This window comes from Methanospirillum lacunae, from assembly GCF_003173355.1.
Taxonomy (GTDB): domain Archaea; phylum Halobacteriota; class Methanomicrobia; order Methanomicrobiales; family Methanospirillaceae; genus Methanospirillum; species Methanospirillum lacunae.
Map to the genome: position 1 here is coordinate 132825 of NZ_QGMY01000011.1, position 23378 is coordinate 156202.

The window sequence follows — 23378 nt, forward strand, 5'->3', positions numbered from 1 at the left end:
ATTATGCAGCATTTGCTGCAAGAATTCCATCTGCTGACATGTACAACCAGTAACCGTTGTATGGTCCGAGCATGGTATTGTCGTTGCTTCCCTTGATGATCATTGTGTTATACCGCTGTGATGATCCATCAAATCCGACACAGTTAACCCAACTATTCTGTACTGATAAGAAGGTGTACTTCGCCTCAATTGGAGTTACTCCGGTAAATCCTACTCCGTTCCATCCTTTCTTCAGTTGTTTGGTTGGCGGGGTCTGAACCGGGTTTGTATCATATTCCAGTGGGATCTTATCGATTCCGCCTGAATAGATCCAGAATGCATCAAGCGGTCTGATGATTGTTCCCGGGTTGACAATATTCCATGCATGACTCATTGAATCATACTGAAATACACTGTGACCTTTGACATCCACATGACTGAAAATGCTTGCTGTATCAGATCCTGGTGCAAGTTTCTTCGGAACTGACACAAAGTTCCAGCCTGGATAGAGAGGTATTACCTCTGTTGGCTTTTTACCAACTGTGATGAATGCTGTCTTGGTTTCAGTATCTGTGCATCCCTGCTGGTTGCTTGCAGTAAGGGTCACCGTGTATGTCCCTGGATCTAGATAGGTGTGTATTGGATTTGCGATGTTATCGCACCCTCCACCCGAGCATGACACATCTGCATCCATTGGAATTGGACCTTGTTTATCTCCGAAGTCCCACTTCCACATGGTTGGGTTCCCTGTTGAGAGATCTGTAAACTGAACTTTCAGTGGAGCTTCTCCTGATACCGGGGTGGCGCTGAAGTTAGTATCAATGCTGCATGCCGGAACTACGACAACGAATGACTGTTTTGAAATTGTATCTGTGCATCCCTGCTGGTTGCTTGCAGTAAGGGTAACGGTGTATGTTCCTGGCTCGCGATATGTGTGAGTCGGGTTTGCGATGTTTCCGCATCTTCCACCCGAGCATGACACATCAGCATCCATTGGGATTGGTCCGTCTCCAAAGTCCCAGTTCCACATTGTTGGGTTTCCTGTTGACTTATCAGTGAACTGGACAGTGAGAGGTGCTGACCCGTTGGTTGGGGTTGCTACAAAGTCTGCTTTGATGCTGCATGCCGGAACTACAACAACAAACTGACTCTTGGATATTGTATCTGTGCATCCCTGCTGGTTGCTTGCAGTAAGGGTAACGGTGTATTTTCCCGGTTCTAGGTATGTGTGAGTCGGGTTTGCGATGTTACTACATCCTCCACCAGAGCATGATACATCAGCGTTCATGGGTATTGGTCCGTCTCCAAAGTCCCAGTTCCACATTGTTGGGTTTCCTGTTGACTTATCAGTGAACTGGACAGTGAGAGGTGCTGACCCGTTGGTTGGATTTGCCACAAAGTCTGCTTTGATGCTGCATGCCGGAACTACAACCACAAATGATTGTTTTGAGATGGTGTCCGTGCATCCCTGCTGGTTGCTTGCAGTCAGGGTAACGGTGTATTTTCCCGGTTCTAGGTATGTGTGAGTCGGGTTTGCGATGTTACTACATCCTCCACCAGAGCATGATACATCAGCGTTCATGGGTATTGGTCCGTCTCCAAAGTCCCAGTTCCACATTGTTGGGTTTCCTGTTGACTTATCAGTGAACTGGACAGTGAGAGGTGCTGACCCGTTGGTTGGATTTGCCACAAAGTCTGCTTTGATGCTGCATGCCGGAACTACAACCACAAATGACTGTTTTGAGATGGTGTCCGTGCATCCCTGCTGGTTGCTTGCAGTCAGGGTAACGGTGTATGTTCCCGGCTCACGATATGTGTGAGTCGGGTTTGCGATGTTATTGCATCCTCCACCAGAGCACGAGACATCAGCGTTCATGGGTATTGGTCCGTCTCCAAAGTCCCAGTTCCACATAGTCGGATTCCCGGTTGACTTATCAGTGAACTGGACAGTGAGAGGTGCTGACCCGTTGGTTGGGCTCGCTACGAAGTCTGCTTTGATGCTGCATGCCGGAACTACAACCACAAATGACTGTTTTGAGATGGTGTCTGTGCATCCCTGCTGGTTGCTTGCAGTCAGGGTAACGGTGTATGTTCCCGGTTCTAGGTATGTGTGAGTCGGATTTGCGATGTTATTGCATCCTCCACCAGAGCATGATACATCAGCGTTCATGGGTATTGGTCCGTCTCCAAAGTCCCAGTTCCACATTGTTGGGTTTCCTGTTGACTTATCAGTGAACTGGACAGTGAGAGGTGCTGACCCGTTGGTTGGGCTCGCTACAAAGTCTGCTTTGATGCTGCATGCCGGAACTACAACCACAAATGACTGTTTTGAGATGGTGTCTGTGCATCCCTGCTGGTTGCTTGCAGTCAGGGTAACGGTGTATGTTCCCGGCTCACGATATGTGTGAGTTGGGTTTGCAATGTTATCACATGCTCCACCTGAGCACGAGACATCAGCGTTCATGGGTATTGGTCCGTCTCCGAAGTCCCAGTTCCACATTGTTGGGTTTCCTGTTGACTTATCAGTGAACTGGACAGTGAGAGGTGCTGACCCGTTGGTTGGGCTCGCTACAAAGTCTGCTTTGATGCTGCATGCCGGAACTACAACAACAAACTGACTCTTGGATATTGTATCTGTGCATCCCTGCTGGTTGCTTGCAGTCAGGGTAACGGTGTATGTTCCCGGCTCACGATATGTGTGAGTTGGGTTTGCAATGTTATCACATGCTCCGCCTGAGCACGAGACATCAGCGTCCATGGGGATCGGCCCATCTCCGAAGTCCCACTTCCACATGGTTGGGTTCCCGGTTGACTTGTCAGTGAACTGGACTGTTAATGGTGCTGACCCATTGGTCGGGCTCGCTACAAAGTCTGCTTTGATGCTGCATGCCGGAACTACAACCACATACATCTGCTTTGTAATTGTGTCAGAACATCCGTACTGGTTGCTTGCTGTGAGGGTAACGGTGTATGTTCCTGGCTCTAGGTATGTGTGAGTCGGGTTCGCGATGTTTCCACATCCTCCACCGGAGCATGATACATCAGCGTCCATTGGAATCGGCCCGTCCCCGAAGTCCCATTTCCACATGGTCGGGTTCCCGATAGACTTGTCAGTGAACTGCACAGTGAGCGGTGCGGTACCACTGTTTGGAGTACCCACGAAATCAGCCTTTATGGAACATGGATTTACAGTAATTGTCTTTTCCTTTACTCCTTCACCACAACTCTGGCTTGATGCAGCAAGACGAACAGTATATGTACCGGGTTTTGTGAAGGTATGGCTCGGGCTGGCTACCATATCGGATGATCCATCCCCAAAGTCCCATGCCCACATGGTTGGGTTTCCTGACGAGAGATCTGTGAACTGCACAGTCAATGGAGCAATTCCTGTGGACGGAGTATAACTGAAATCTGCACTGATGTTACAGAGTCCTTCAACTGTGATATAATCCTCCTTTACCTTGGTACTTGTTCCTCCAAGGGCAGTGCTTGCATTGAGAGTAACTGTGTATTTCCCTGGTCTCTGATATGTGTGATTCGGGTTCTGGATTTTACTTGTGGAACCATCCCCAAAGTCCCATTTCCAGAGGTCTGGATTCCCTATAGTACAATCAGAGAACTGGACATCAAGCGGAGCATATCCGTCTGTCGGATGCCCGATGAAGTCTGCCGAAATTGGAGTCGGATCACGGACAATAATGTATGCTTCACGAACCTTGGTACTAGTTCCGTTTGTCAGACTGGATGCCACCTGTTTGACAGTGTATTTTCCTGGCCTTGTATAGGTATGAACCGGATCAGCGACTGCTGATGCGGTCCCGCCATCTCCAAAGTCCCATGCCCATGCTGATGGCCTTCCGCTGGAAGCATCAAGGAACTGAACTCTCAGTGGCGCGTCCCCGGTCGTTGGACTGCCTATAAAATCAGCAATTATACATGGACCGCCATTCATCGGTCCGCAAGAATCAGGAGTCGTTGAACTCCCGCTTTCAGCCTGCACCGCTCCTATACATGGTGAGGCCAGCAGAAGCGTGACCGCAACCAGAAGGAGGGCAATATTATGGAGTAATCTCATTCTATCCCACCACCAGACAATCCGACGGGTGTCACTCAAACACCCACGTAACTCCTACCTCATCTCTCAGGAACTTAATAGTATCCATTCGATAATAATCCCTTACCCCTCTTCAGACGGTTAGGGCCTTTTAACGGCTTGAAATACTTCCTGACCCGATGATGCATAAACCTTGTTTTCGTGTCAGGTCTCTGGTTCAGACCATGACAATTGTACTGTAAAACAAAAATTATGCAGAGATGGCAGCGAGGACACCATCTTCAGACATAAACAGCCAGTACCCATTGTATGGGTTGAGTTTGGTATCATCGTTGCGTCCCTTAATGATCATCTCATTATACTTCTGAAGGACCCGGTCAAATCCAAGGCAGTTAACCCATTTGTCCTGGACTGAAAGAAGGGTGAACTTTGCCTCAAGGGGTTCAAATCCGGTAAATCCAACAGCATTCCATCCTCTCTTCAATTCACGAGTCTGTGGTATCTGAAGAGGATCAGAATCAAAGGAGAGTGGCACAGAATCAGCCTTCTTGGAATAGAGCCAGACTGCCTCAAGAGGCTTGATCTGGTTTGACTGGTTCAGGGTCAGCCACTGTCCCCGGACTGAGTCATACTGGAATATGCTGTGCCCGTCAACTTCTATATGTCCGAATATTGCTGCTGTATCCTTTCCTGCAACAAGTTTCTTCGGCACTGAAATGAAGTTCCAGCCAGCTGATATTGGAATTGAATCAGAGGTTGGAATATTCTGCACATTAATGTAGTTAACTTTTGTCTCAGTATCAGAATTCTGGGCATTACTTGCAGTCAGGGTGACTGTGTAAGCTCCGTTTTTAGTGTATGTGTGTCTTGGGTTTGCTATAGAGTTGCAGTTTCCACTGGCACAGGATACATTCGTACCACTTGCATCCATCGGGATTGGCCCGTCTCCAAAGTTCCAAACCCACATAGTTGGGCTACCCACACTCTTGTCTGTAAATTGAACAGTAAGTGGAGCTGCTCCTGAAGTTGGAGCTGCAGTAAAGTCAGCATTGAACACAGGGCCCGGGATACTACTTACTGTGATGTAACCCTGTTTAACCTGTGTATCTGAGTTACCATACTGGTTAGATGCTCTGAGTGTTACTGTGTAGACCCCGTCGCGGGTGTATGTGTGTTTCGGGTTTGCAATTGAGTTGCAGTTTCCGCTGGCACATGACACATTTGCACCACTTGCATCCATTGGAATAGGCCCGTCTCCAAAGTCCCAGTTCCACATGGTTGGGTTTCCGGTTGTCAGGTCTGTGAACTGGACTGTGAGTGGAGCAGGTCCTGATGTCGGGCTTGCAGTGAAGTCAGCCTTAAATCCGGGAACCGGAGTGTTGCTTACCGTGATGTAGGCTTGTTTAACCTGAGTATCTGAATTACCGTACTGGTTAGATGCTCTGAGTGTTACTGTGTAGACCCCGTCGTGGGCATATGTGTGTTTCGGGTTTGCAATTGAGTTGCAGTTTCCGCTGGCACATGACACATTTGCACCACTTGTATCCATTGGAATAGGCCCGTCCCCGAAGTCCCAGTTCCACATGGTTGGGTTTCCGGTTGTCAGGTCAGTGAACTGGACTGTGAGTGGAGCAGGTCCTGATGTCGGGCTTGCAGTGAAGTCAGCCTTAAAGGACGGTGTGGTTCCTACGGTGATGAATCCTGTCTTTACCTTGGTATCTGAACTCTGCCGGTTGCTTGCCGTGAGGGTTACGGTGTAAGTACCGGAAGCCCGGTATGTGTGGGTTGGGTTTGCTATGGTGTTACAGTTTCCACTTGCACATGACACATTTGAATCATTTGCATCCATTGGAATTGGTCCGTCTCCAAAGTCCCATATCCACATAGTCGGATTTCCAGCTGAAAGATCTGTGAACTTCACTGTCAGCGGAGCTGCTCCTGATGTCGGGTTAGCAGAAAAGTCTGCAATTATTCCGGATGGTGCCGAGGAGAAGTCGAGATCCTTTCTCACAATCCTCTCACCGGATCGTGCAATCACCTGTGTTTCAGGTGCCCGCTGTGTTCCGGTCCAAAATGAGATGGTTTTTCCAACATCAGCCTCTTTGATCGGAACTATGAGACGGGCATCCTCTGGAGTCTCGCCCGGTCCTCCGTATGAACCTGCGTACCTTGTGACATAGGTGGTAACCGGAACTGAATCGATTCTGGCCTCAATAGGTGTCCCTGCGGGAGCTGATTTCCCGTCAAACTGAACATATCCGTAAAATTCATACGGTGAGAGTGGGTTTGCCTTTGTGAAACTCAGATCCTGTTTGAATCTTCCGCCACTCGTGATCTGGAAGGTCTCTGCAGACTTGTAATCTCCCTGCCAGAATGATACGTGTTTGCCGAGATCATTCTCTGTGATTGGGATCTTTAGTGCAGGATCCTGGTCCCCGGCACCGCCATACATACCGTACTGGGTTGTTGTAATCTCTCCCCTGATGACATCGTCGATCCTGGCAGTTATTGTTGTCCCTTTTTCTGCTGCCTGACCATCAACAAAGACAGAGCCATAGAAACAGAGGTCTGCCTGGGGTTTTGCATTGGCAAAGTTAAGAGTCAGTTCCTGAGTAGTGCCACCTGCATTTATTGGAATAGTGGGTGTTCCCTGAACTCCATCAGCCCAGAATGTAATAGTCTTCCCGATATCTGCCTGTTCGATGTTTACAGTTAACTTTCCACTATAACTATCCTGACCGCCGTAATATCCTTCTTTAGAGACTGTGATGGAACCCTTTGTTTTACCATTCACCTTTGCCAGAATCTCTGTTCCTACAGGAGCCGGGAGGTAGTTGATGGTGACTGGTCCGTAAAACTCATATGATCTAAACGGTGTGTTCGGTTTTAATGTGTACAGGAAAACATCCCAGTTTCCAAGTCTGTCATCCTGCCAGGCAACCTTGTCAACACAGATATCAGGCTTGATCTGGTTCCCCGGACCCGGGCTCACCACATAGGTGGCCGGTATCTGCAGGTTGACCATGTATATGTGACTGGTCCCGTTCTGCTCAACCCGTGACCAGACTACATTGCTTCCTGATACAGATGGATCATGGTCATCCACATCATCGTAGGTGATTGCGGTCGTGAGATCCTTCTTGAGATTGTACATGAAGATATCCCATTTACCGCTCCTATTGTCTTCCCAGACAACAAGGTCTCCGGATATCCGTGGTTTCTGTTGGGTTGCAGGATCCCGGGTTACCTGAACAAGTTGCTCGGTCTTGACATTGTAGGCATAGATATTCCAGTCTTCCTTTCCATCGTCAAGCTGCTGGTAGACAATCCAGTCACCATCAACATCGGGGTTCGCCTTGTCCATCTGGTTCTGGTCGATATAGACCGGTTTTCCTGTTGAACCTGCTTTAATAAACCCGATATCCCGGTTATCATGACCATTATAGTCTTCAAATGCTACGAGTCCGTTTGATATTGCTGGGCGGAACTTGTTGCTTGTTGAGGAATATACTGCTTCTTCCTTACCTGAAGAAATATCATAAGAATAGATGTCAGAGTTACCGCTGCGGGTATCATCCCAAACGATCTTTCCGTCTGAAATATCTGGATCATTCTGGTCGCAGGCAACGTTTGATACTGTCTCACGTTTGCCATCTTTTGTATCATAATACCAGACTTTTCCCTGACCAGCACTATAACTGACCCATGTGAGATATCGCTCATCGAGCCTGGGTTCCCAGTCAAATATCGAATCAAACGTCAGTTGTTCTTCAGCTCCCGGAACCTGTGTGGCAGCTTCCTGAATGCTGAAGGTTGCAACCGGTTCAAACTCTGCTGCCAGTACCGGTCCACAGAGTATTAGCAGAGCAAAAAATGCTATAAAACCTGTCAAAACTTTCATGGTTTTCATCCCGTTTTACAGAAAAATGAAACAGGTGTTCAGATACCTGCTGCAGCCAGATCTCCATCATCACTCATGTAGATCCAGTATCCATATCCCGGATAGAGTGATCCCTGGGAACTGTCTGGGACATTCATAATCGTATTCTGGAATCTCTGGGATGCAGAGTCATATCCGATAACATATACCCACTTATCCCTGATCGACAGAAGGGTGTTGTATGCTGATATTGTGTTGAGGTTAGTAACACCAAAGGTGTTCCATCCTTTGACCAGTTTTTTAGTCTGCGGAATCTGCAGTGCATCATCAGCAAAGTATAGGTTTAGTGCATCCTTCTTGGTTGAATAGATCCAGAACGCATCAAGCGGCTTGATGGTCATATCGGCAGTTACTGTGCTCCAGGTTTTTGCACGTGGGTTGTAACTGAAGATACTGTGTCCACCTACGTCTATTCTTCCGAATACTCCTTTTGCACTGTTCATTCCGTCAACAAGCATCTTCGGGGTGGATATAAAGTTCCATCCCGGGTTCAGTCCGATCTGTGCACTTGGAGGAGTGACTGCCCCGACTGCGATATAATTCTGCTTGACTGCTGTCTTGGACTGTCCATTCCAGTATCCGACCACCTCACCAACAGAGTACAGTCCATCATGCTGGTAGACATGAACAGGATTGGAGTCAGTGGATGTTGTCCCGTCGCCAAAGTCCCAGTAGTGTGATTTTGGATTCCCTGTTGATTTGTCAAGGAATTTTACTGAAAGTGGAGCGCTTCCCTGTACCGGAGTTGCTGTAAACTCAACGTAACCAACTGGTTGAGTTGAGAAATTTAGATTTTTTGGCAGAATGAGACCGTTCACAATTAACTGTGTCTGGTCTGCTTCAGATCCTGTATCGGTCTGGAAACTGATCTTCTTACCTACATCACCCTGGTAGATTGGAACCTCAAGGTACGGACCGTTTGCAGAACCATACTGCCCGGCAGAGCTTACTGTTATCTGGCCACGTGCCTGGCCGTCGACAACAGCATAGATGATCCGTCCGTTATCAAGAGGGGAACCTCCAATGGTAGCCATACCATAGAAGCAGTACTTGGATTGGGATGGAGAGGAAGAGGAACTGAATGTCAGATCCAGGCGCTGGGTTATTGTTCCTTCTGCTGATACCCCGCCGGTGGATCCAAGAGACATGAGGCTAACGCCTCCAGTTCCGGTGTTTGTGCCTGTGCTTGTCCCAGTACTTCCGACCAGGTACTGCTGGGATGTTGTATACGTGGCCCCATTGTATGATGCCGTGAAGGTCATGTACTGACCTGCATCTGATGAGTATATTGGGACGGTTAGGCCTGAATACTGACCCGGTGAACTTACAGTTGTCTGTGCTCTGCCAACGTTGCCCACAAGAGCAGTGATGATTGTTCCGCTCGAGGCATATTGGTTCCCGATTAAGGCAGTTCCACTCAGAACATACTGATTCAGGGTGGATGAGGATGATGTAAACGAGAGATCAAGATTCTGTGATATCACCGACTCTGCAGATACAGTTCCGACTGACATCAGGCCCACTCCTCCACTACTACGTGAACTGACCTGAACCTGCTGGCCTGAGGAGTAGGTAATTCCGTTGTATGTTGCAGCGAATGTGATATACTTCCCTACATCGGGTGAGTAGACAGGGACATTAAGCCCTGAGTACTGGCCTGTTGTATACACTGAAGCTTGCCCTCTGACTCTTCCGTCAATCAATGCATACAGGGTAGTTCCACTTGGAGCATTCTGTGAGTTCAACTTTGCATTACCTGAAAACTGGTAACTGTTCACTCTCGAACCATACGATGAACTCAGATCCAGTGACTGGATTCCCCCATCTTTTCCAATTACCAGCGTCTGATCGATCGGTACACCGTCTACGTAGAATGTGAGTTTCTTTCCAACATCACCTGAGTAAACCGGAACATCAAAGTATTTGCTGCCCTGTGCCCCGTATGCTCCGTCTTTGTCAACGGTGAAACTGCCACGGACATCAGTTGACCCCTCAACCATAGCCGTGATTGTTGATCCAACGGGGATCGCAGTTCCTGCGTTGGTTATGGCCCCATAAAATTGGTACTTACCAGTCTGTGTTCCCTGAACAGGGCTGGATATGATACTGGTAGTACCAGAAACGTTTAGATCCAGCATCTGGGTTCCCCCGGCTGTCGTTATTACGATGGAGTTATCAGCGGGTGCTCCATCAACGTAAAACGTGAGTTTCTTTCCTACATCGTCGGAGTAAATCGGGATATTAAAGTATTTTCCGTCCTTTGATCCATATGCCCCATCCTTGTCAAGGGTGAAACTGGATCTGGCAGTACTTTCACCATCAACCATTGCAGTAATTGTCGATCCAAGGGGTATCGGATTTCCTGCACGATAAGCAGCACCGTAAAAGTAGTAATTTCCACTGGGTGTCCGTCCGGTTCCTGTACTGATTCCCGAGCCACTCAGTTGCATGACGTAAATGTTCGGGTTGCCTGAACTGTAATCTTCCCAGGCAACGTAATCCCCGTATATGGATGGTGCTTTCTGATCAAACTGATCGTTGCCGAGGTTGTATATTCTTCCGGTGATCAGGTCGAGGAGCATGATATCTGCGTTACTTCCTGAGCGATCCTCCCAGGCAACGAGAACACCTGAAACATCCGGACTATATGCATTTCCTGTACCTGAAAGGCGGACTTCATGCAGATTTCTCAGATCCATTCCGTAGATATCGGATCCGCCATTGCGGGTATCTTCCCAGACAACAATATTTCCGCTGATCTTTGGATTCTTCTGATCTGAACTGTCTGATGTCAGTTGGTATTCCTTTTCGGCACTGATATCATACATATAGACATCAGCATTTCCATTTCTCCAGTCTTCCCACACGACATAATTTCCTGATATATCGGGCTTGCTCTGATCTCCGAGATCATTACAGATCAGGTTTACCTTGTTGCTGTTTACGTCGTATTTCCCACTGTTCAGATCAACCTTACGGCTGTTGAGATCTGCAAGAGCAATGTCTGCATTCCCTGAACTCCAGTCCTGCCAGACGACATATCTCCCTGAAATTGCAGGCTGATTCTGGTTAGATGTACTCGGTGAGACCTGGAAAGAAGTCTGACTCTGAGTATCATACACGAAGATATTCTTTATCGAAGTGCCAGGGGATGCATCCTGTTCATAGGCTATCATTCGGTTTGATCCGTCAGGGTACGTCTGCTGCTGACTTGACGGATTTACGATCCCCGATGATCCGGTGCTGAAATCATACTTCCCTACCTGGGATGATCCCGCATTCCATTCCTCGTACACGACCCCATTGTCATAGACCTTTGGATGAACACGTTTCAGCTTGCCGGTTGTGATCTGTTTCTTTGATCCTCCGCACTGGTCTCTCGTGAGGATATACTGAACAGATCCAAGTGTTAGTGTGTTCTTCAGAGTGTATGCATCAGGATCTGATGCCGCAGCCATAATTGATATGCCACTGGCATCGCTCTGTGCTGCCGGATTAACCGTGTCGGACTGTACGGCCGGTGTTCCGGTGGTGAGTGTCAACTCTGCTATCACTGCGGTCCCGCAGAGACAGAGAAGAATCACCGTCATATAGGGCAGATATCTCCAAATCTTCATCATTACTCCTCCCATCCGCATAGTCCACTAGGTAATGGCCAGGTGGACTGATCACTAGATATATGTGCTAATCTTTACGCTAAGCTCTATAAAATACTATCACTCCTAATCGAAGCCTGAATCTCGCTTTAATGTTAATTTAGCGCTCGTATGGAATTATTCTTAATCTTGTGAATATTATTAAGGCGATAAATCGGAAATGGGGTTTATTTCCCTAACCCCCCCTGGTGCGCAGGATATGCGCGACTCATGAAGGGTTCTGGTGATTCTATTAATGCGTGGAATGTGAGATGCGATTATAAAAAATTCCCGATTTTTTTCTATGCCTCATTTTCATTGATAATAAGAACTTCTATATTTCAGGTGCGTATTTCATGCATTGGTACTAAACGATAAGTACGGGCGGCCACCTGCCATGGGATTAGGGTGACTAACTCTGACAATGGCTGCTGCATGGTTCAGATATGACCAGAAAATTTGTTATCGGGGTGTCGGGGGCAAGTGGCATGATCTATGCATCCCGGCTTTTGCATCATCTCTCACCGGTTGCCGAGGTTCATCTTGTAGTCAGCCCGGTGGCAGGAGAGATCGCTGCCCATGAGGGGGTCTCTCTCTCCGGGTTTCCTGTCACTCTCCACCGGTTTGATGATCTTGCTGCACCAATTGCAAGTGGATCGTTCAGACATGATGGTATGGTCATCGTTCCGTGTAGTATGAAGACCCTTGCCTCGGTGGCAAATGGAATAACCCCAAACCTGGTGACGCGTGCAGCTGATGTCACCCTGAAGGAACGCAGACCTTGTATTCTCCTGCTCAGGGAGAATCCGCTCTCCCGGATACATATCACCAATATGCTTACTGCCCATGATGCAGGAGCGACTATCATGGTAGCAAGCCCGCCTTTTTACAGCAGACCGGTTACCATAGAAGATCTGGTGGACGCCGTTGTCTCCCGGATTATTGATCATCTCGGTGTTGAGATCGAGATAACAAGCAGATGGAGTGGATACGAATGAGAACCTGTATTGATCTGATGAGGAACAAAGGCCTGGTCATTGACATTCATGAACCTGTCTCCTCTGAGTTTGAAGCACCGAAGCGATCGTTTGGAACAGACAAACTTCTTTTCTTCCACAATCTTGACGGAAAGAAGGCAGTGATGAATGTCACCGCAAGCAGAGAGGCCCTTGCCCTGGCTCTCGGGGTGAGTGCCGATAAGATGGTTCCCCATCTGGCAGCCTGCCGGTATGATGGAAGAGTTGTTGAAGACGGGACCATCTCATGCTTAAAACCGGATCTTGACCAGATCCCAATCATGAAGCATTACCCTCTGGATGCAGGAAGGTACGTCTGTGCAGGAGTGGTCTTCTCCCGGTACAACGGGGTAGAAAATGCATCAGTACACCGGATGCTTCAGTCCGGGAAAGACAAACTGGTTGCACGGCTTGTTGAGGGAAGGCATACCCACACTATGCTGAAGCAGGCCCTGGCAGACGGAACGGAGCTTCCGGTTGCGATTGCGATAGGACTCCATCCCCTGGTTATGTTTGCAAGCTGCAGCAGGGTCCCGGTCGGGATGGAAATGCCTTTTGCTGCAGAACTACTCGGTGGTGAGATTAAAGTAAAGACTCTCAGTAACGGAGTCCGTGTTCCTGATGCAGAGATCATCCTTGAAGGGTTCATCGGCAGCGAGACTGCTAAGGAGGGACCGTTTGTTGACATCACCGGAACCTATGATCCGGTCCGGACCCAGCCGGTGATCAGGATCACCGGGATGTACATGAAACCTGATCCGATCTACCACGGGATTCTTCCCGGTGGTGATGAACATAAAATCCTGATGGGTGCTCCATATGAACCACTGATCTATAAAGCTGTAGCAGGAGTGACCGGAGTTACCGATGTGGTGCTTACAAAAGGTGGCTGCGGATACCTTCATGCAGTTGTCCAGATCAGAAAACGAACCCAGGGAGACGGGAAGAATGCAATACTGGCAGCTTTTGCGGCACATACATCACTCAAGCATGTGGTCATCGTAGACGAGGATATCAACCCGTCTGATCCTCTGGATGTTGAGTATGCCATTGCAACCCGGGTGAGGGCTGATACTGATACAATTATAATCTCAGGTATCAGGGGTTCTTCACTTGACCCGACAAGGATTGGCGACGGTCTCAATGTCAAGATGGGAATTGACGCCACCATGGAGATGGGCAGGGAAGATGAGTTTATCAGGGCAACCTGGGAGCAGTAATGTTTCTGACCGCTGAAGAAGAGGCAGTCCTTGCGGGCGAAGAGGGACCAACCCGCCAGCAGCTGATGGAGATCCTGGTTGCGATGGGAAAGGTCTTTGAGGCAGAGAAGATGGTTCCCATCCGCAGCGCCCAGGTGTCAGGTGCATCATACAAGACGATTGGCAGATGGGGACTTGAATGGCTCTCGAGTCTTGATGCCAAAGCCAGTGTTCCTGCAATCCTCAACCCTGTTGGTATGGACCGGATCAGGTGGAAAGAGATGGATATCGATCCTGTCTTTGCCAAAAACCAACTTGATGTGATTGCAGCCTACGAACGGCTTGGTATCAGGCTTGAATGTACCTGCACACCCTACTACCTGACAATCACAGAGTATGGTGATCATCTCGCCTGGTCTGAATCATCAGCGGTTGCGTATGCAAACTCTGTCATCGGAGCACGGACTAACCGGGAAGGAGGCCCTTCTGCTCTTGCAGCTGCAATTCTTGGAAGAACTCCCGCGTATGGTCTGCACCTTGTTGAAAACCGGACCCCGGTGTTTACCTTTCATGTAGAAGGTGCTCCTGAAAAGACTGATGAGTCCTGGTATGGTGCCCTCGGGTATCTTGCCGGAAAGATTGCAGGAAACCGGGTGCCAATATTTACAGGAATCAGACCCTCACGTGATCAACTCAAAAACCTGGGAGCAGCAATGGCAGCAACCGGGGCTACAGCCCTGTATCACGTCCAGGATATCACTCCTGAAGCCCGGGTGTTCAAGTTTGATACTACATCCCTGGAATCGATAACCATCACTGCATCAGAAGTTGCAGATGTGTATTCATCAGCTGAACCGGATGCTGTTGCCATCGGCTGTCCACACTGTTCAGATGAAGAACTCACAAAGATAGCGGAAAAACTACAGGGGTGCAGGGTGAAAAAACCGCTTTATGTTTTTGCTGCCCGTGATGTCATCACACGATCCGCAAAGGCGGTGGGGACCATTGAGAAGAGCGGTGCGAAGGTGTATGCAGATACCTGCATGGTTGTCTCTCCTGCACTTGAACAATATAAGACCATCATGGTCTCGAGCGGAAAGGCACTTTCATATGTCCCAAATATGTGCGGTGCAGCCTCTGTCATTGGGACACTTGATGACTGTCTCTCTGCGGCCTGCCGATAGACCTGGCAATTACCCTTTTCTTGGGCATTGAGTTCTGGCCGGTGCAGTTTATTATCCTGGCGTCAGATATGCTTATACCAAGATCAGGTATACGTGATGAATCAGGAGGGAGAGACCTATTACGATATCCTGAATCTCCATCCAGATGCATCTCTCCAGGATATTACAACAGCGTACCGCAAACTTGCAAAGATACTTCATCCTGATGTCTGTGAAAGCCCTGATGCTGATGAACTCTTTAAAGTTGTAAACGAGGCGTACCAGGTCCTCAAGGATCCCAAAAAAAGGGAAGCATATGATGCAAGCCTGGTTGTTGCCGAAGGATCTCTGTATAGTAAATATCACCAGGGAAGACAGCGGTATCGTGATCCTCATACCTGGTATCACTCTCATCAACACCATGGATCGTATAGGCGACCGGTTGACGAAGAACCACCAAAACCGCCTGAAAGTACCATCCCAAGAATTGTTCAGGTTGTTCTTTTTTATCTGACCCTCCTCATGGCTGTACTCATATTGGCCCAGCTCTTTTTGATCCCCTGGATTAATGGAGTGAACAGCACTGATGCACGAAATTCCCTCAATGAAGGAAACAAGTGGATGCAGCAGGAGGAGTTTCAGAAGGCAATCGACAGTTACCGTGATGCAACTGCAAAACTTCCGACGTTTTACGAGGCCTGGCGGGCGAAAGGGATTGCAGAACTAAAGAAAGGGGATGCCCTCACAAAACTGGGCCAGCCGGGTGCCGAGGGATACTATCGTGATGCAATCAGGTCTTTTTCAAAGATCCCTGACAGGAACCCTGAAGATACTGCAGTGACAAAGGCGATTGCTGAAGCATACCTGAAACTGAATGACAGGAATTCAGCCATCAGTGTTTTGAACCGGGCACAGGAATCAGGCCATTGGGATGCTTCTATGAGCGACCTGCTGCGTGAAGCAAACTCCCAGCCCGGACAGCAGAGTCCGAGTCCCTCTGCCTGATACTTCATGCCATATAGAATCCGGTCATATCTCTATAAAGCGAAGAGCCATGGCTGACATCTCTCCTCACATGCAGAAGTACTATGATCGCCTGAATGCCGGATTAGCGAGGGCGATGGAAGTTGCGGGACAAGCCAGGAAGGTAGGGATAGATCCTGAAACGGTCGTAGAGATCCCGATAGCAAACGATCTCGCAGACCGTGTTGAAGCACAGGTGGGGATCAAAGGAGTCGCGGCATGTATCCGTGACCTTGAGTCCCGGATGTCACGTGAGGAGGCATCCCTCAAGATCGGTGATGTGTTTGCAACACGAAAGTTCGGCGAGACAGACAACGAACAGATCCTGGATCATACAATACGAACCTCAATGGCCCTGGTAACCGAGGGTGTGGTGTCTGCACCTATCGAAGGGATCGCCAAGGTTGCAATAAAAAAGAATGATGACGGGACCGAGTATCTCTCGATCTATTATGCCGGTCCTATCCGGAGTGCTGGTGGAACGGCACAGGCACTCTCTGTTCTTGTAGGTGATTATGTCAGGAGTCTGCTCGGACTTAACCGGTACATCCCACGGCCTGAAGAGGTTGAGCGGTATGTCGAGGAGATAAGGCAGTACAACTCGATCATGAGCCTGCAGTACCTCCCGTCTCCTGAAGAGATCAGAATGATCATTCAGAACTGTCCGGTCTGTATCGATGGGGAACCAACAGAGCGGGAGGAGGTCTCGGGGTACCGCAACCTAGAGCGTGTTGAGACAAACACGGTCAGGGGTGGAATGGCTCTTGTCATTGCTGAGGGGCTTATCCTGAAAGCTCCCAAAGTGATGCGTAATGTGAAGAAGATGAAGATGAGTGGGTGGGACTGGCTCGAAAACCTGATGCAGTCCACTACTCCTTCAGGGTCTGATCACGAGGAGAAAGAGGTTGGTATCCATCCAAAAGACAAGTTTCTCCGTGATCTTATCGGTGGAAGGCCGGTCTTTGCATACCCGATGCGAAAAGGAGGATTCAGGCTGGTGTACGGGAGATCGCGAAACACCGGTCTTGCAGCCGGTGGGCTTCACCCTGCAACTCTTCACATCCTCGGGGATTTTCTTGCAGTCGGAACACAGATGAAGACTGAACGGCCTGGAAAAGCCGCTGGTATTTCACCGGTTGACTCTATCCAGGGGCCCACCGTCAGGCTGATCAACGGGGATGTGCTCAGGATTGATGATGCTAAGCAGGCACGTGAAATTTCCCCGCAGGTTGCTTCAATCCTTGATGTGGGAGAGATTCTTCTCAGCTACGGCGAGTTCATGGAGAATAACCATGTTCTTGTCCCATGTGCCTACTGTGAGGCATGGTGGCACCTGGAAGGTGGGGTTGGTCATCCCACAAGCGAGGAGGAGGCTCTCTCCTGTTGCGAGGCTGGAGCATATCTCCATCCTGACTTTACTCTCCTCTGGGATGATGCAAAGCCGGAGGAGATCAGGGAACTTGCCGAATACATAAACAAACACGGATCACTCGCTGATAATACCCTGAAGATTCCCCAGGATCATGCCATCAAGGAGATCCTTGAGAATATCCTCTGTCCGCATCTTGTCCGCGACGAGATGTTTCTGATAGGACCGGCATATCTCTTCTGCAGATGTCTCGGGCTTGATGAGAACCTCTCCATGACACCCTCCTGGGAAGGAGAGATTCCCGGTGTCAGCCTTGATCTCGTTATGCATCTCTCCGGACTCAGACTCAGGTCAAAGGCAGGTACACGGATAGGGGGACGAATGGGACGGCCTGGCAAATCAAAGCCGCGTGAGATGAAACCTGCTCCCCATGTACTCTTCCCGGTCGGTGAAGGGGGAGGCTCAAGGCGTTCTCTTCAGGAGGCTGGAAAGCACACCTACAAGGCAAATACTGACGGGGGAATCCTTCAGCTTGAGATGGGAGTTCGTCGTTGTCCTGCCTGCAGGACCGAGACCTATCTGAACAAGTGCAGTTGCGGAGCACATACTATCCCGGTGATTGCCTGTCCCCGCTGTGGCATTGAAGTGGGAGAGGGAACCTGTCCACAGTGCGGGGTCCCCGGAACCTGTGTTCGTGAATACACGATCAATGTCAAGCAACAGTACCTGAAGGCACTCGAAAATCTCGGGGTCAGAGAGCAGGTTGGAGATCTGGTGAAAGGCGTCAAAGGCCTGGTCTCAAGACTCAAGCCTGTTGAACTACTTGAGAAAGGAGTCCTCAGATCCCTCAACGAACTCTTTGTCTTCAAGGATGGCACGGTAAGGTTTGATATTATCGATATGCCTCTGACTCATTTCCGCCCTCGTGAGATCAGTGTCCCGGTCGAACGGCTGGTTGAGATAGGGTATACCCATGACATCTATGGCAGGGAACTGACTGACCGGGAGCAGATCCTGGAGCTCCCTCCCCAGGATATCCTGGTTCCTGAAGGATGCGGAGACTACCTGCTTGCCTGCACCAAGTTCATAGACCAGCTGCTCGTGAAGGTGTATGGTCTTGAACCGTTTTACAACTGTGAGAAGAGGAGCGACCTCATCGGCCATCTCATAATCGGACTTGCTCCCCATACGAGTGCAGGAGTGCTTGTCCGCCTGATTGGATTTTCAAAGGCAAATGTCGGGTATGGGCATCCCTTCTTCCATGCAGCAAAACGGCGGAACTGCTTCTTTGGCGATACCCTGATAGAGATCGGGGATGAGACCGGGATCCATGCCGTTCCGATCCGACAGTTCGTACTTGAACGGCTCGATCTCTCACAGGCCGGTGTTGACAGTATCGGGACTTTTTACGCAGATCCGACCCGGCCTGCCTATGCCAGAAGTATAGACACCTCGGGTATGCCCCATATTCGCAAAGTAACTTCAATCTCGGTGCACCGGTCTCCACAGAACCTGATTAAATTCGTAACTGCACGGGGAAAAGAACTCATAGTCACACCCGACCATGCGATGCTTGTCTGGGATGTTGATTACCTGCGAAAGATCCGTGCCCTGGAGGTGAAGGTAGGAGATGCAGTCCCTATCTGGGAAGGTGGTGTGGTCATATCTGACCGCATTGCCACGATCGATTATGTCCAGTCTCCTGACGAAAGGGTCTACTGTCTAACTGTAGATCGGGATCACAACGTTGTGGCGAATGGTATCTTCACCGGGCAGTGTGATGGTGATGAGGATTGTGTCATGCTCCTGCTTGACGGGCTGATCAACTTCTCCCGGGCATTCCTTCCCGAGACCCGTGGTGGATCAATGGACGCTCCGCTCGTGCTCAGCAGCAGGATCGACCCGACTGAGATCGACAAGGAGAGTCATAACCTGGATGTCTGTGATGGATATCCGCTTGAAATGTACCTCAAGGCACTCGAGTATGCCCACCCGAAGGATGTTGAAGGTTTAATCGACCGTGTTGAGAAGCGGCTTGGGAAAGAGAATCAGATAGAGGGGTTCTTCTTCACCCATGATACCTCTGACATCTCAGCCGGCCCGCTTGACACTATGTATACTCAGCTCCAGTCGATGGTTGACAAGCTCAACTGTGAACTTGAACTAGCAAAAAAGATCAAAGCGGTTGACGAGCATGACGTGGCTGAACGGGTTTTGCAGACCCATTTCATCCGTGACCTTCAGGGGAACCTTGGGGCATTTGCAAAACAGAAGTTCAGATGCACAAAGTGCAATACCAGTTACCGCCGGATGCCTCTTTCAGGAAAGTGCCGGTGTGGCGGAACGGTGATCCCGACCGTACATGAGGGTTCGGTGAAGAAATACCTGAAGATGTCACAGGAAATCTGTGAGGATTTCAATATCTCCGAATATACAAGGCAGCGTGTTGAGGTTATCAACATGAACATCGAGTCAACCTTCGGCGAAGAGAAGATAGAGCAACTCGGGCTTGCTGATTTCATGTAATTTTCCGGGTTTTCAGTTTATTACCCAAGACTCCTTTATAGTATCAGGTTAATTCTCGTACATCAGATGTACGATCTCACGGCTCTTAGAGAGGAGTTCCCGGTCCTTGAAGAGGTCATCTACCTTGACAACGCTGCAACTACCCAGACTCCGGTCCGGTCAGTTGAGGCTATCTGCGATTTCTTTTATGAGTATGCCGGAAATTATGGGAGGGGCACACACCGGCTTGCCAGAGAGACAACTATCAGGTGTGAGGAGAGCAGAGAAGAACTTGCGACATTTCTCGGAGCTTATCCTGAACAGATCATCTGGACCGGGAATACCACAGGGGCAATAAATCTTGTTTCACAGGGACTTGCATGGAAGAAAGGCGATGAAGTGCTCTGCACTGCCCTTGAGCATCACTCCAATCTTCTCCCCTGGATGGCGCTTAAGAAACGGGGAGTGAAGATTGGTATCATCCCCCATGAAGGAGGATATGTCGATCCCGACTCTGTGAGTGATATGATCACCGGAAAGACCCGCGTTGTTGCAGTCACCCAGATGTCAAATGTCACCGGGACTATTCAGCCGGTTGACGAGATAGCTGACATTGTCCATGATGCCGGTGCAGTCATCGTGGTTGATGGTGCACAGTCGGTTGGACATATTCCGGTTGATATCACCAAGATGGATTACCTGGCTATAGCAGGGCATAAAGGTCTCCTTGGTCCACAGGGAGTTGGTGCCCTCTATGCCGAGGATCCTGCAACGTTGTCAGAAAGCCAGTATGGTGGCGGAACAGTCACCTCAGTCTCATTTGAGGAAGTAACACTCCGTCCTGTTCCTGCACGGCTTGAGCCAGGAACACCAAACATTCCGGGAATTATCGGGATGGGTCCTGCTATCAGACTGGTCGATGAACTAGGCGCTGAAGCGATCGCCGATCATGAAGAGGCACTGGGGACTGCTCTATTTGATGCCCTGGAAGAGATTGGCCTGGTTGATATCTTCAGCCCGAGAGGAACTCCGGTTCTCTCGTTCGGTGTCCAGGGTCTACACCCGGATCTTGTTGCAACCCGGCTTGATGATATGGCAGCAATCTGTGTGAGGAGTGGTATGCACTGTGCAGAACCGTATGCCCGATCTTTCTGCGACCAGGGAACCGTCAGGGCGTCGGTTGCCTGTTATAATACAGAGGAGGAAGTCATGATTCTCGCAGACACACTTCGGGAAATGCTTGATGAATGGGATCCGGATTCTGAACCTGATTATGTCCCGGAACCTGATCCCTGGGAAAAGAGTAAGTGTCCCTGATTTCTGCAACCGGGAAGATTATCACACGTCAGAATGAAGAGTACCGTATGAAGTACGTTCTGGTGCCAGGTATTCTGGTACTCATCTGTATATTATTCATCACTCCTACGCAGGCCGGCCCGGTGAACCTTTCAATTACCGGAGCATCCGAGCAGGGGGGGTATATCTCCACTGACATTCTCTTCTCTCCGGGAACAGCGGGTATGGACGGGTATCTTACTTTGTGGTTCAATACCCCGGATGGAGATTGTAAGAACGCAAAGCTCCTCACCTGGAAGACTCTCTCTTCGGGAGCTGAACCCGGGACAGTTCACATGGAATCAGCGGTTCCTGTTGATGTGACTCCGGGAACGTATACAATCTCTGCGATCTACGGGACCGGGACATCATTTCCATCCTCGTGCGATAAAGGAACTTCTGCATCATCCACCGTGGTTGTTTCAACCCCGGGTCAGGCCGGTCATGATATGGCAGGGAAACTTGCAGCAAGTGGTGCATCATCTACTGGTCCCAAATATGCAATAGACACAATATCTGGTATTGACACGGCAGTACGGGTAGAGCCTGGTTCAGGGATTAAACCGGGAGTGACAATACGAAACCTTGGTGCTGATGATACCTCTGCGGGCCAGGTGGAGGTGCATGCCTTTCTCGGCGGCAATGAACTGATTCCGGTGGATGCAGTGATCAGCCCGATGAAATCAGGAGAAGCTAAAGAAGAGAGCCTTTCTTTTACGGTTCCCGGATATATCCCGCAGCAGAGTTACCCGTTCTTTTTGATTATTGATCCACGGGGCGATCATGGGCTTGTTGATCCTGAATCGAACCTGAAACGGACCGGTGGAAAGATGAGTGTTGCAATTGAGGATCCCGGTGTCGGGTGCGGGTGTCACCAGTAGGGCTCACGTACGGGTAACTTACTAATATTTCACAGAACAACAGTTTAGGGTCAGCGTGGTGTGGATACCTATTCACACTATTCCTATTCTTGTGCGGGGATAGCCAAGTGGTCAACGGCGAACGCCTCAAGAGCGTTTCTCATAGGAGTTCAGGGGTTCGACTCCCTTTCCCCGCATGAATCCGCCCAATCGTGTTCATATGTTGTTATCCGGATTCAACGTCTGTGTACTCTTTGGTATCGATCTTTGTGACAAAGAACCCTTTGTAGATCTCCTCCTCATGGTTCCGGGTGATAACCCGGATGAGCAAAGGACCTGACCATGAAACAGTCCTCATGTTCTTGACGGAGGATGGCCTGTTGTTCAGGTCTGTAATGCTCGGATAATTCATTCAGGTATCTCACCTGGATGGTTCTTCATCGCGGCTCTGTAATCATCTGCGACATATCGGAATTTTTCGGAAGGAATGCGGAACATTCCACCATGAAAATGAGTGCTATACCGGTCTCTAAAGAAGTATATCTTAGTAATAATAATTATTTTAGTACATACTACGGAATATGTGAATGTATGGAGTAGGGATTTGTGATCACATCCTGGCATGTGACCATATATGTGAATTCTGAAGTTCCGCCAGGATAGATCCATGACCCGGATCTGACGGTATATGGTCCCCTGTTTTACATTTAGAACGAGATACGTCCGAAGACATGTTCCGCTCTATTCCCGCAGAAGAAATATTACCTCCGTAGGGAGGTGATCGCTCCGCTCACATCATGACCTGTGATTATACAGAGAACGAGAAGGGTTTGGTACTGGTCATGAAGAGATGGGTTCAAAGGGTGAACCACCAAGATTGGGAATCTGCATGAGAATGAGTTCCCGGAACAGGTCAGGATTATTTCTATCCGGTTATTACCCGGTTTACCGTGGACCCTAGGCAGGATATGGGGCAGAATCCTCATCGGGGTGGGGAGCGAGCAGCGAAGCTGCAAGCGAAAGAGGACTGGTGGAGTTCTTCAGTCTTGCATCGTCTGTGGAAGGAGACCTACCATGTACAGACAGTATCTCGCTCACCAACTACGATGTTGATTCCCCGGACAATGCTGGAAACCTGGGCAGAAGGAATCGCCGCATTAATTTTCAACCGCTTTTCCAGCATCATCATGAGTCCGGATACTCCGGTCCGATCGCCTGATTCGTCATATACAGATCACCACCTCCTGAAAGATATTGGTCTTGTCGGGCCGAAAGGCCCGATTTAAAAAAGAGTACCTGA

The 23378-nt window shown here is 49.3% G+C and carries 12 protein-coding genes and 1 tRNA gene; 9 read left to right on the forward strand and 4 right to left on the reverse strand.

The window, feature by feature from the left end:
* Window position 1: 1 nt before the first annotated feature.
* The 3 genes from DK846_RS14615 to DK846_RS14625 form a co-directional block, all read right to left on the reverse strand.
* Entirely contained in the window at window positions 2-4093 is a 4092-nt protein-coding gene (locus DK846_RS14615; protein WP_146201241.1) for a PKD domain-containing protein, read from the reverse strand.
* Window positions 4094-4283: 190 nt separating this feature from the next.
* Complete coding sequence (locus DK846_RS14620; RefSeq protein ID WP_181391805.1) at window positions 4284-7934, reverse strand: PKD domain-containing protein; 3651 nt, start codon at window positions 7932-7934, stop codon at window positions 4284-4286.
* Between the two features lie 38 nt (window positions 7935-7972).
* On the reverse strand, window positions 7973-11593 hold the full coding sequence (locus tag DK846_RS14625; protein WP_181391806.1) for a PKD domain-containing protein: 3621 nt from the start codon (window positions 11591-11593) through the stop codon (window positions 7973-7975).
* A 461-nt stretch (window positions 11594-12054) separates the two neighbouring features.
* On the opposite strand from DK846_RS14625, the gene DK846_RS14630 reads away from it, so the two are divergent.
* The 8 genes from DK846_RS14630 (at window position 12055) to DK846_RS14665 (ending at window position 22275) form a co-directional block, all read left to right on the forward strand.
* Entirely contained in the window at window positions 12055-12606 is a 552-nt protein-coding gene (locus DK846_RS14630) for a UbiX family flavin prenyltransferase (RefSeq protein WP_109969737.1), read from the forward strand.
* Window positions 12603-13844, forward strand: coding sequence for a UbiD family decarboxylase (locus DK846_RS14635; protein WP_109969738.1), 1242 nt, complete (start codon window positions 12603-12605; stop codon window positions 13842-13844). The genes DK846_RS14630 and DK846_RS14635 overlap by 4 nt, the downstream gene beginning before the upstream one ends.
* Window positions 13844-15007, forward strand: a complete 1164-nt coding sequence (locus DK846_RS14640; RefSeq protein WP_109969739.1) for an aconitase X — start codon at window positions 13844-13846, stop codon at window positions 15005-15007. Before DK846_RS14635 ends, DK846_RS14640 begins: the two co-directional genes overlap by 1 nt.
* 96 nt (window positions 15008-15103) lie before the next feature.
* Window positions 15104-15991, forward strand: coding sequence for a DnaJ domain-containing protein (locus DK846_RS14645; protein WP_109969740.1), 888 nt, complete (start codon window positions 15104-15106; stop codon window positions 15989-15991).
* 49 nt (window positions 15992-16040) lie between these two features.
* On the forward strand, window positions 16041-19904 hold the full coding sequence (locus tag DK846_RS14650; protein WP_109969741.1) for a DNA-directed DNA polymerase II large subunit: 3864 nt from the start codon (window positions 16041-16043) through the stop codon (window positions 19902-19904).
* Between the two features lie 66 nt (window positions 19905-19970).
* The gene (locus tag DK846_RS14655) at window positions 19971-21200 is read left to right on the forward strand and encodes an aminotransferase class V-fold PLP-dependent enzyme (protein WP_109969742.1); all 1230 of its coding nucleotides are present in this window, start codon (window positions 19971-19973) and stop codon (window positions 21198-21200) included.
* On the forward strand, window positions 21191-22099 hold the full coding sequence (locus DK846_RS14660; RefSeq protein WP_109969743.1) for a hypothetical protein: 909 nt from the start codon (window positions 21191-21193) through the stop codon (window positions 22097-22099). Before DK846_RS14655 ends, DK846_RS14660 begins: the two co-directional genes overlap by 10 nt.
* Window positions 22100-22192: 93 nt before the next feature.
* Window positions 22193-22275, forward strand: a tRNA-Leu gene (locus DK846_RS14665).
* 29 nt (window positions 22276-22304) lie between these two features.
* Here DK846_RS14665 and DK846_RS14670 read toward each other — a convergent pair.
* Window positions 22305-22490 carry a hypothetical protein gene (locus DK846_RS14670; protein ID WP_109969744.1) on the reverse strand — a complete coding sequence of 62 codons (186 nt, stop codon included), beginning with the start codon at window positions 22488-22490 and terminating at the stop codon, window positions 22305-22307.
* Window positions 22491-23046: 556 nt separating this feature from the next.
* Between DK846_RS14670 and DK846_RS14680 the strand changes: the two genes are divergently transcribed.
* The gene (locus tag DK846_RS14680) at window positions 23047-23364 is read left to right on the forward strand and encodes a hypothetical protein (protein WP_109969746.1); all 318 of its coding nucleotides are present in this window, start codon (window positions 23047-23049) and stop codon (window positions 23362-23364) included.
* Window positions 23365-23378 lie beyond the last annotated feature (14 nt).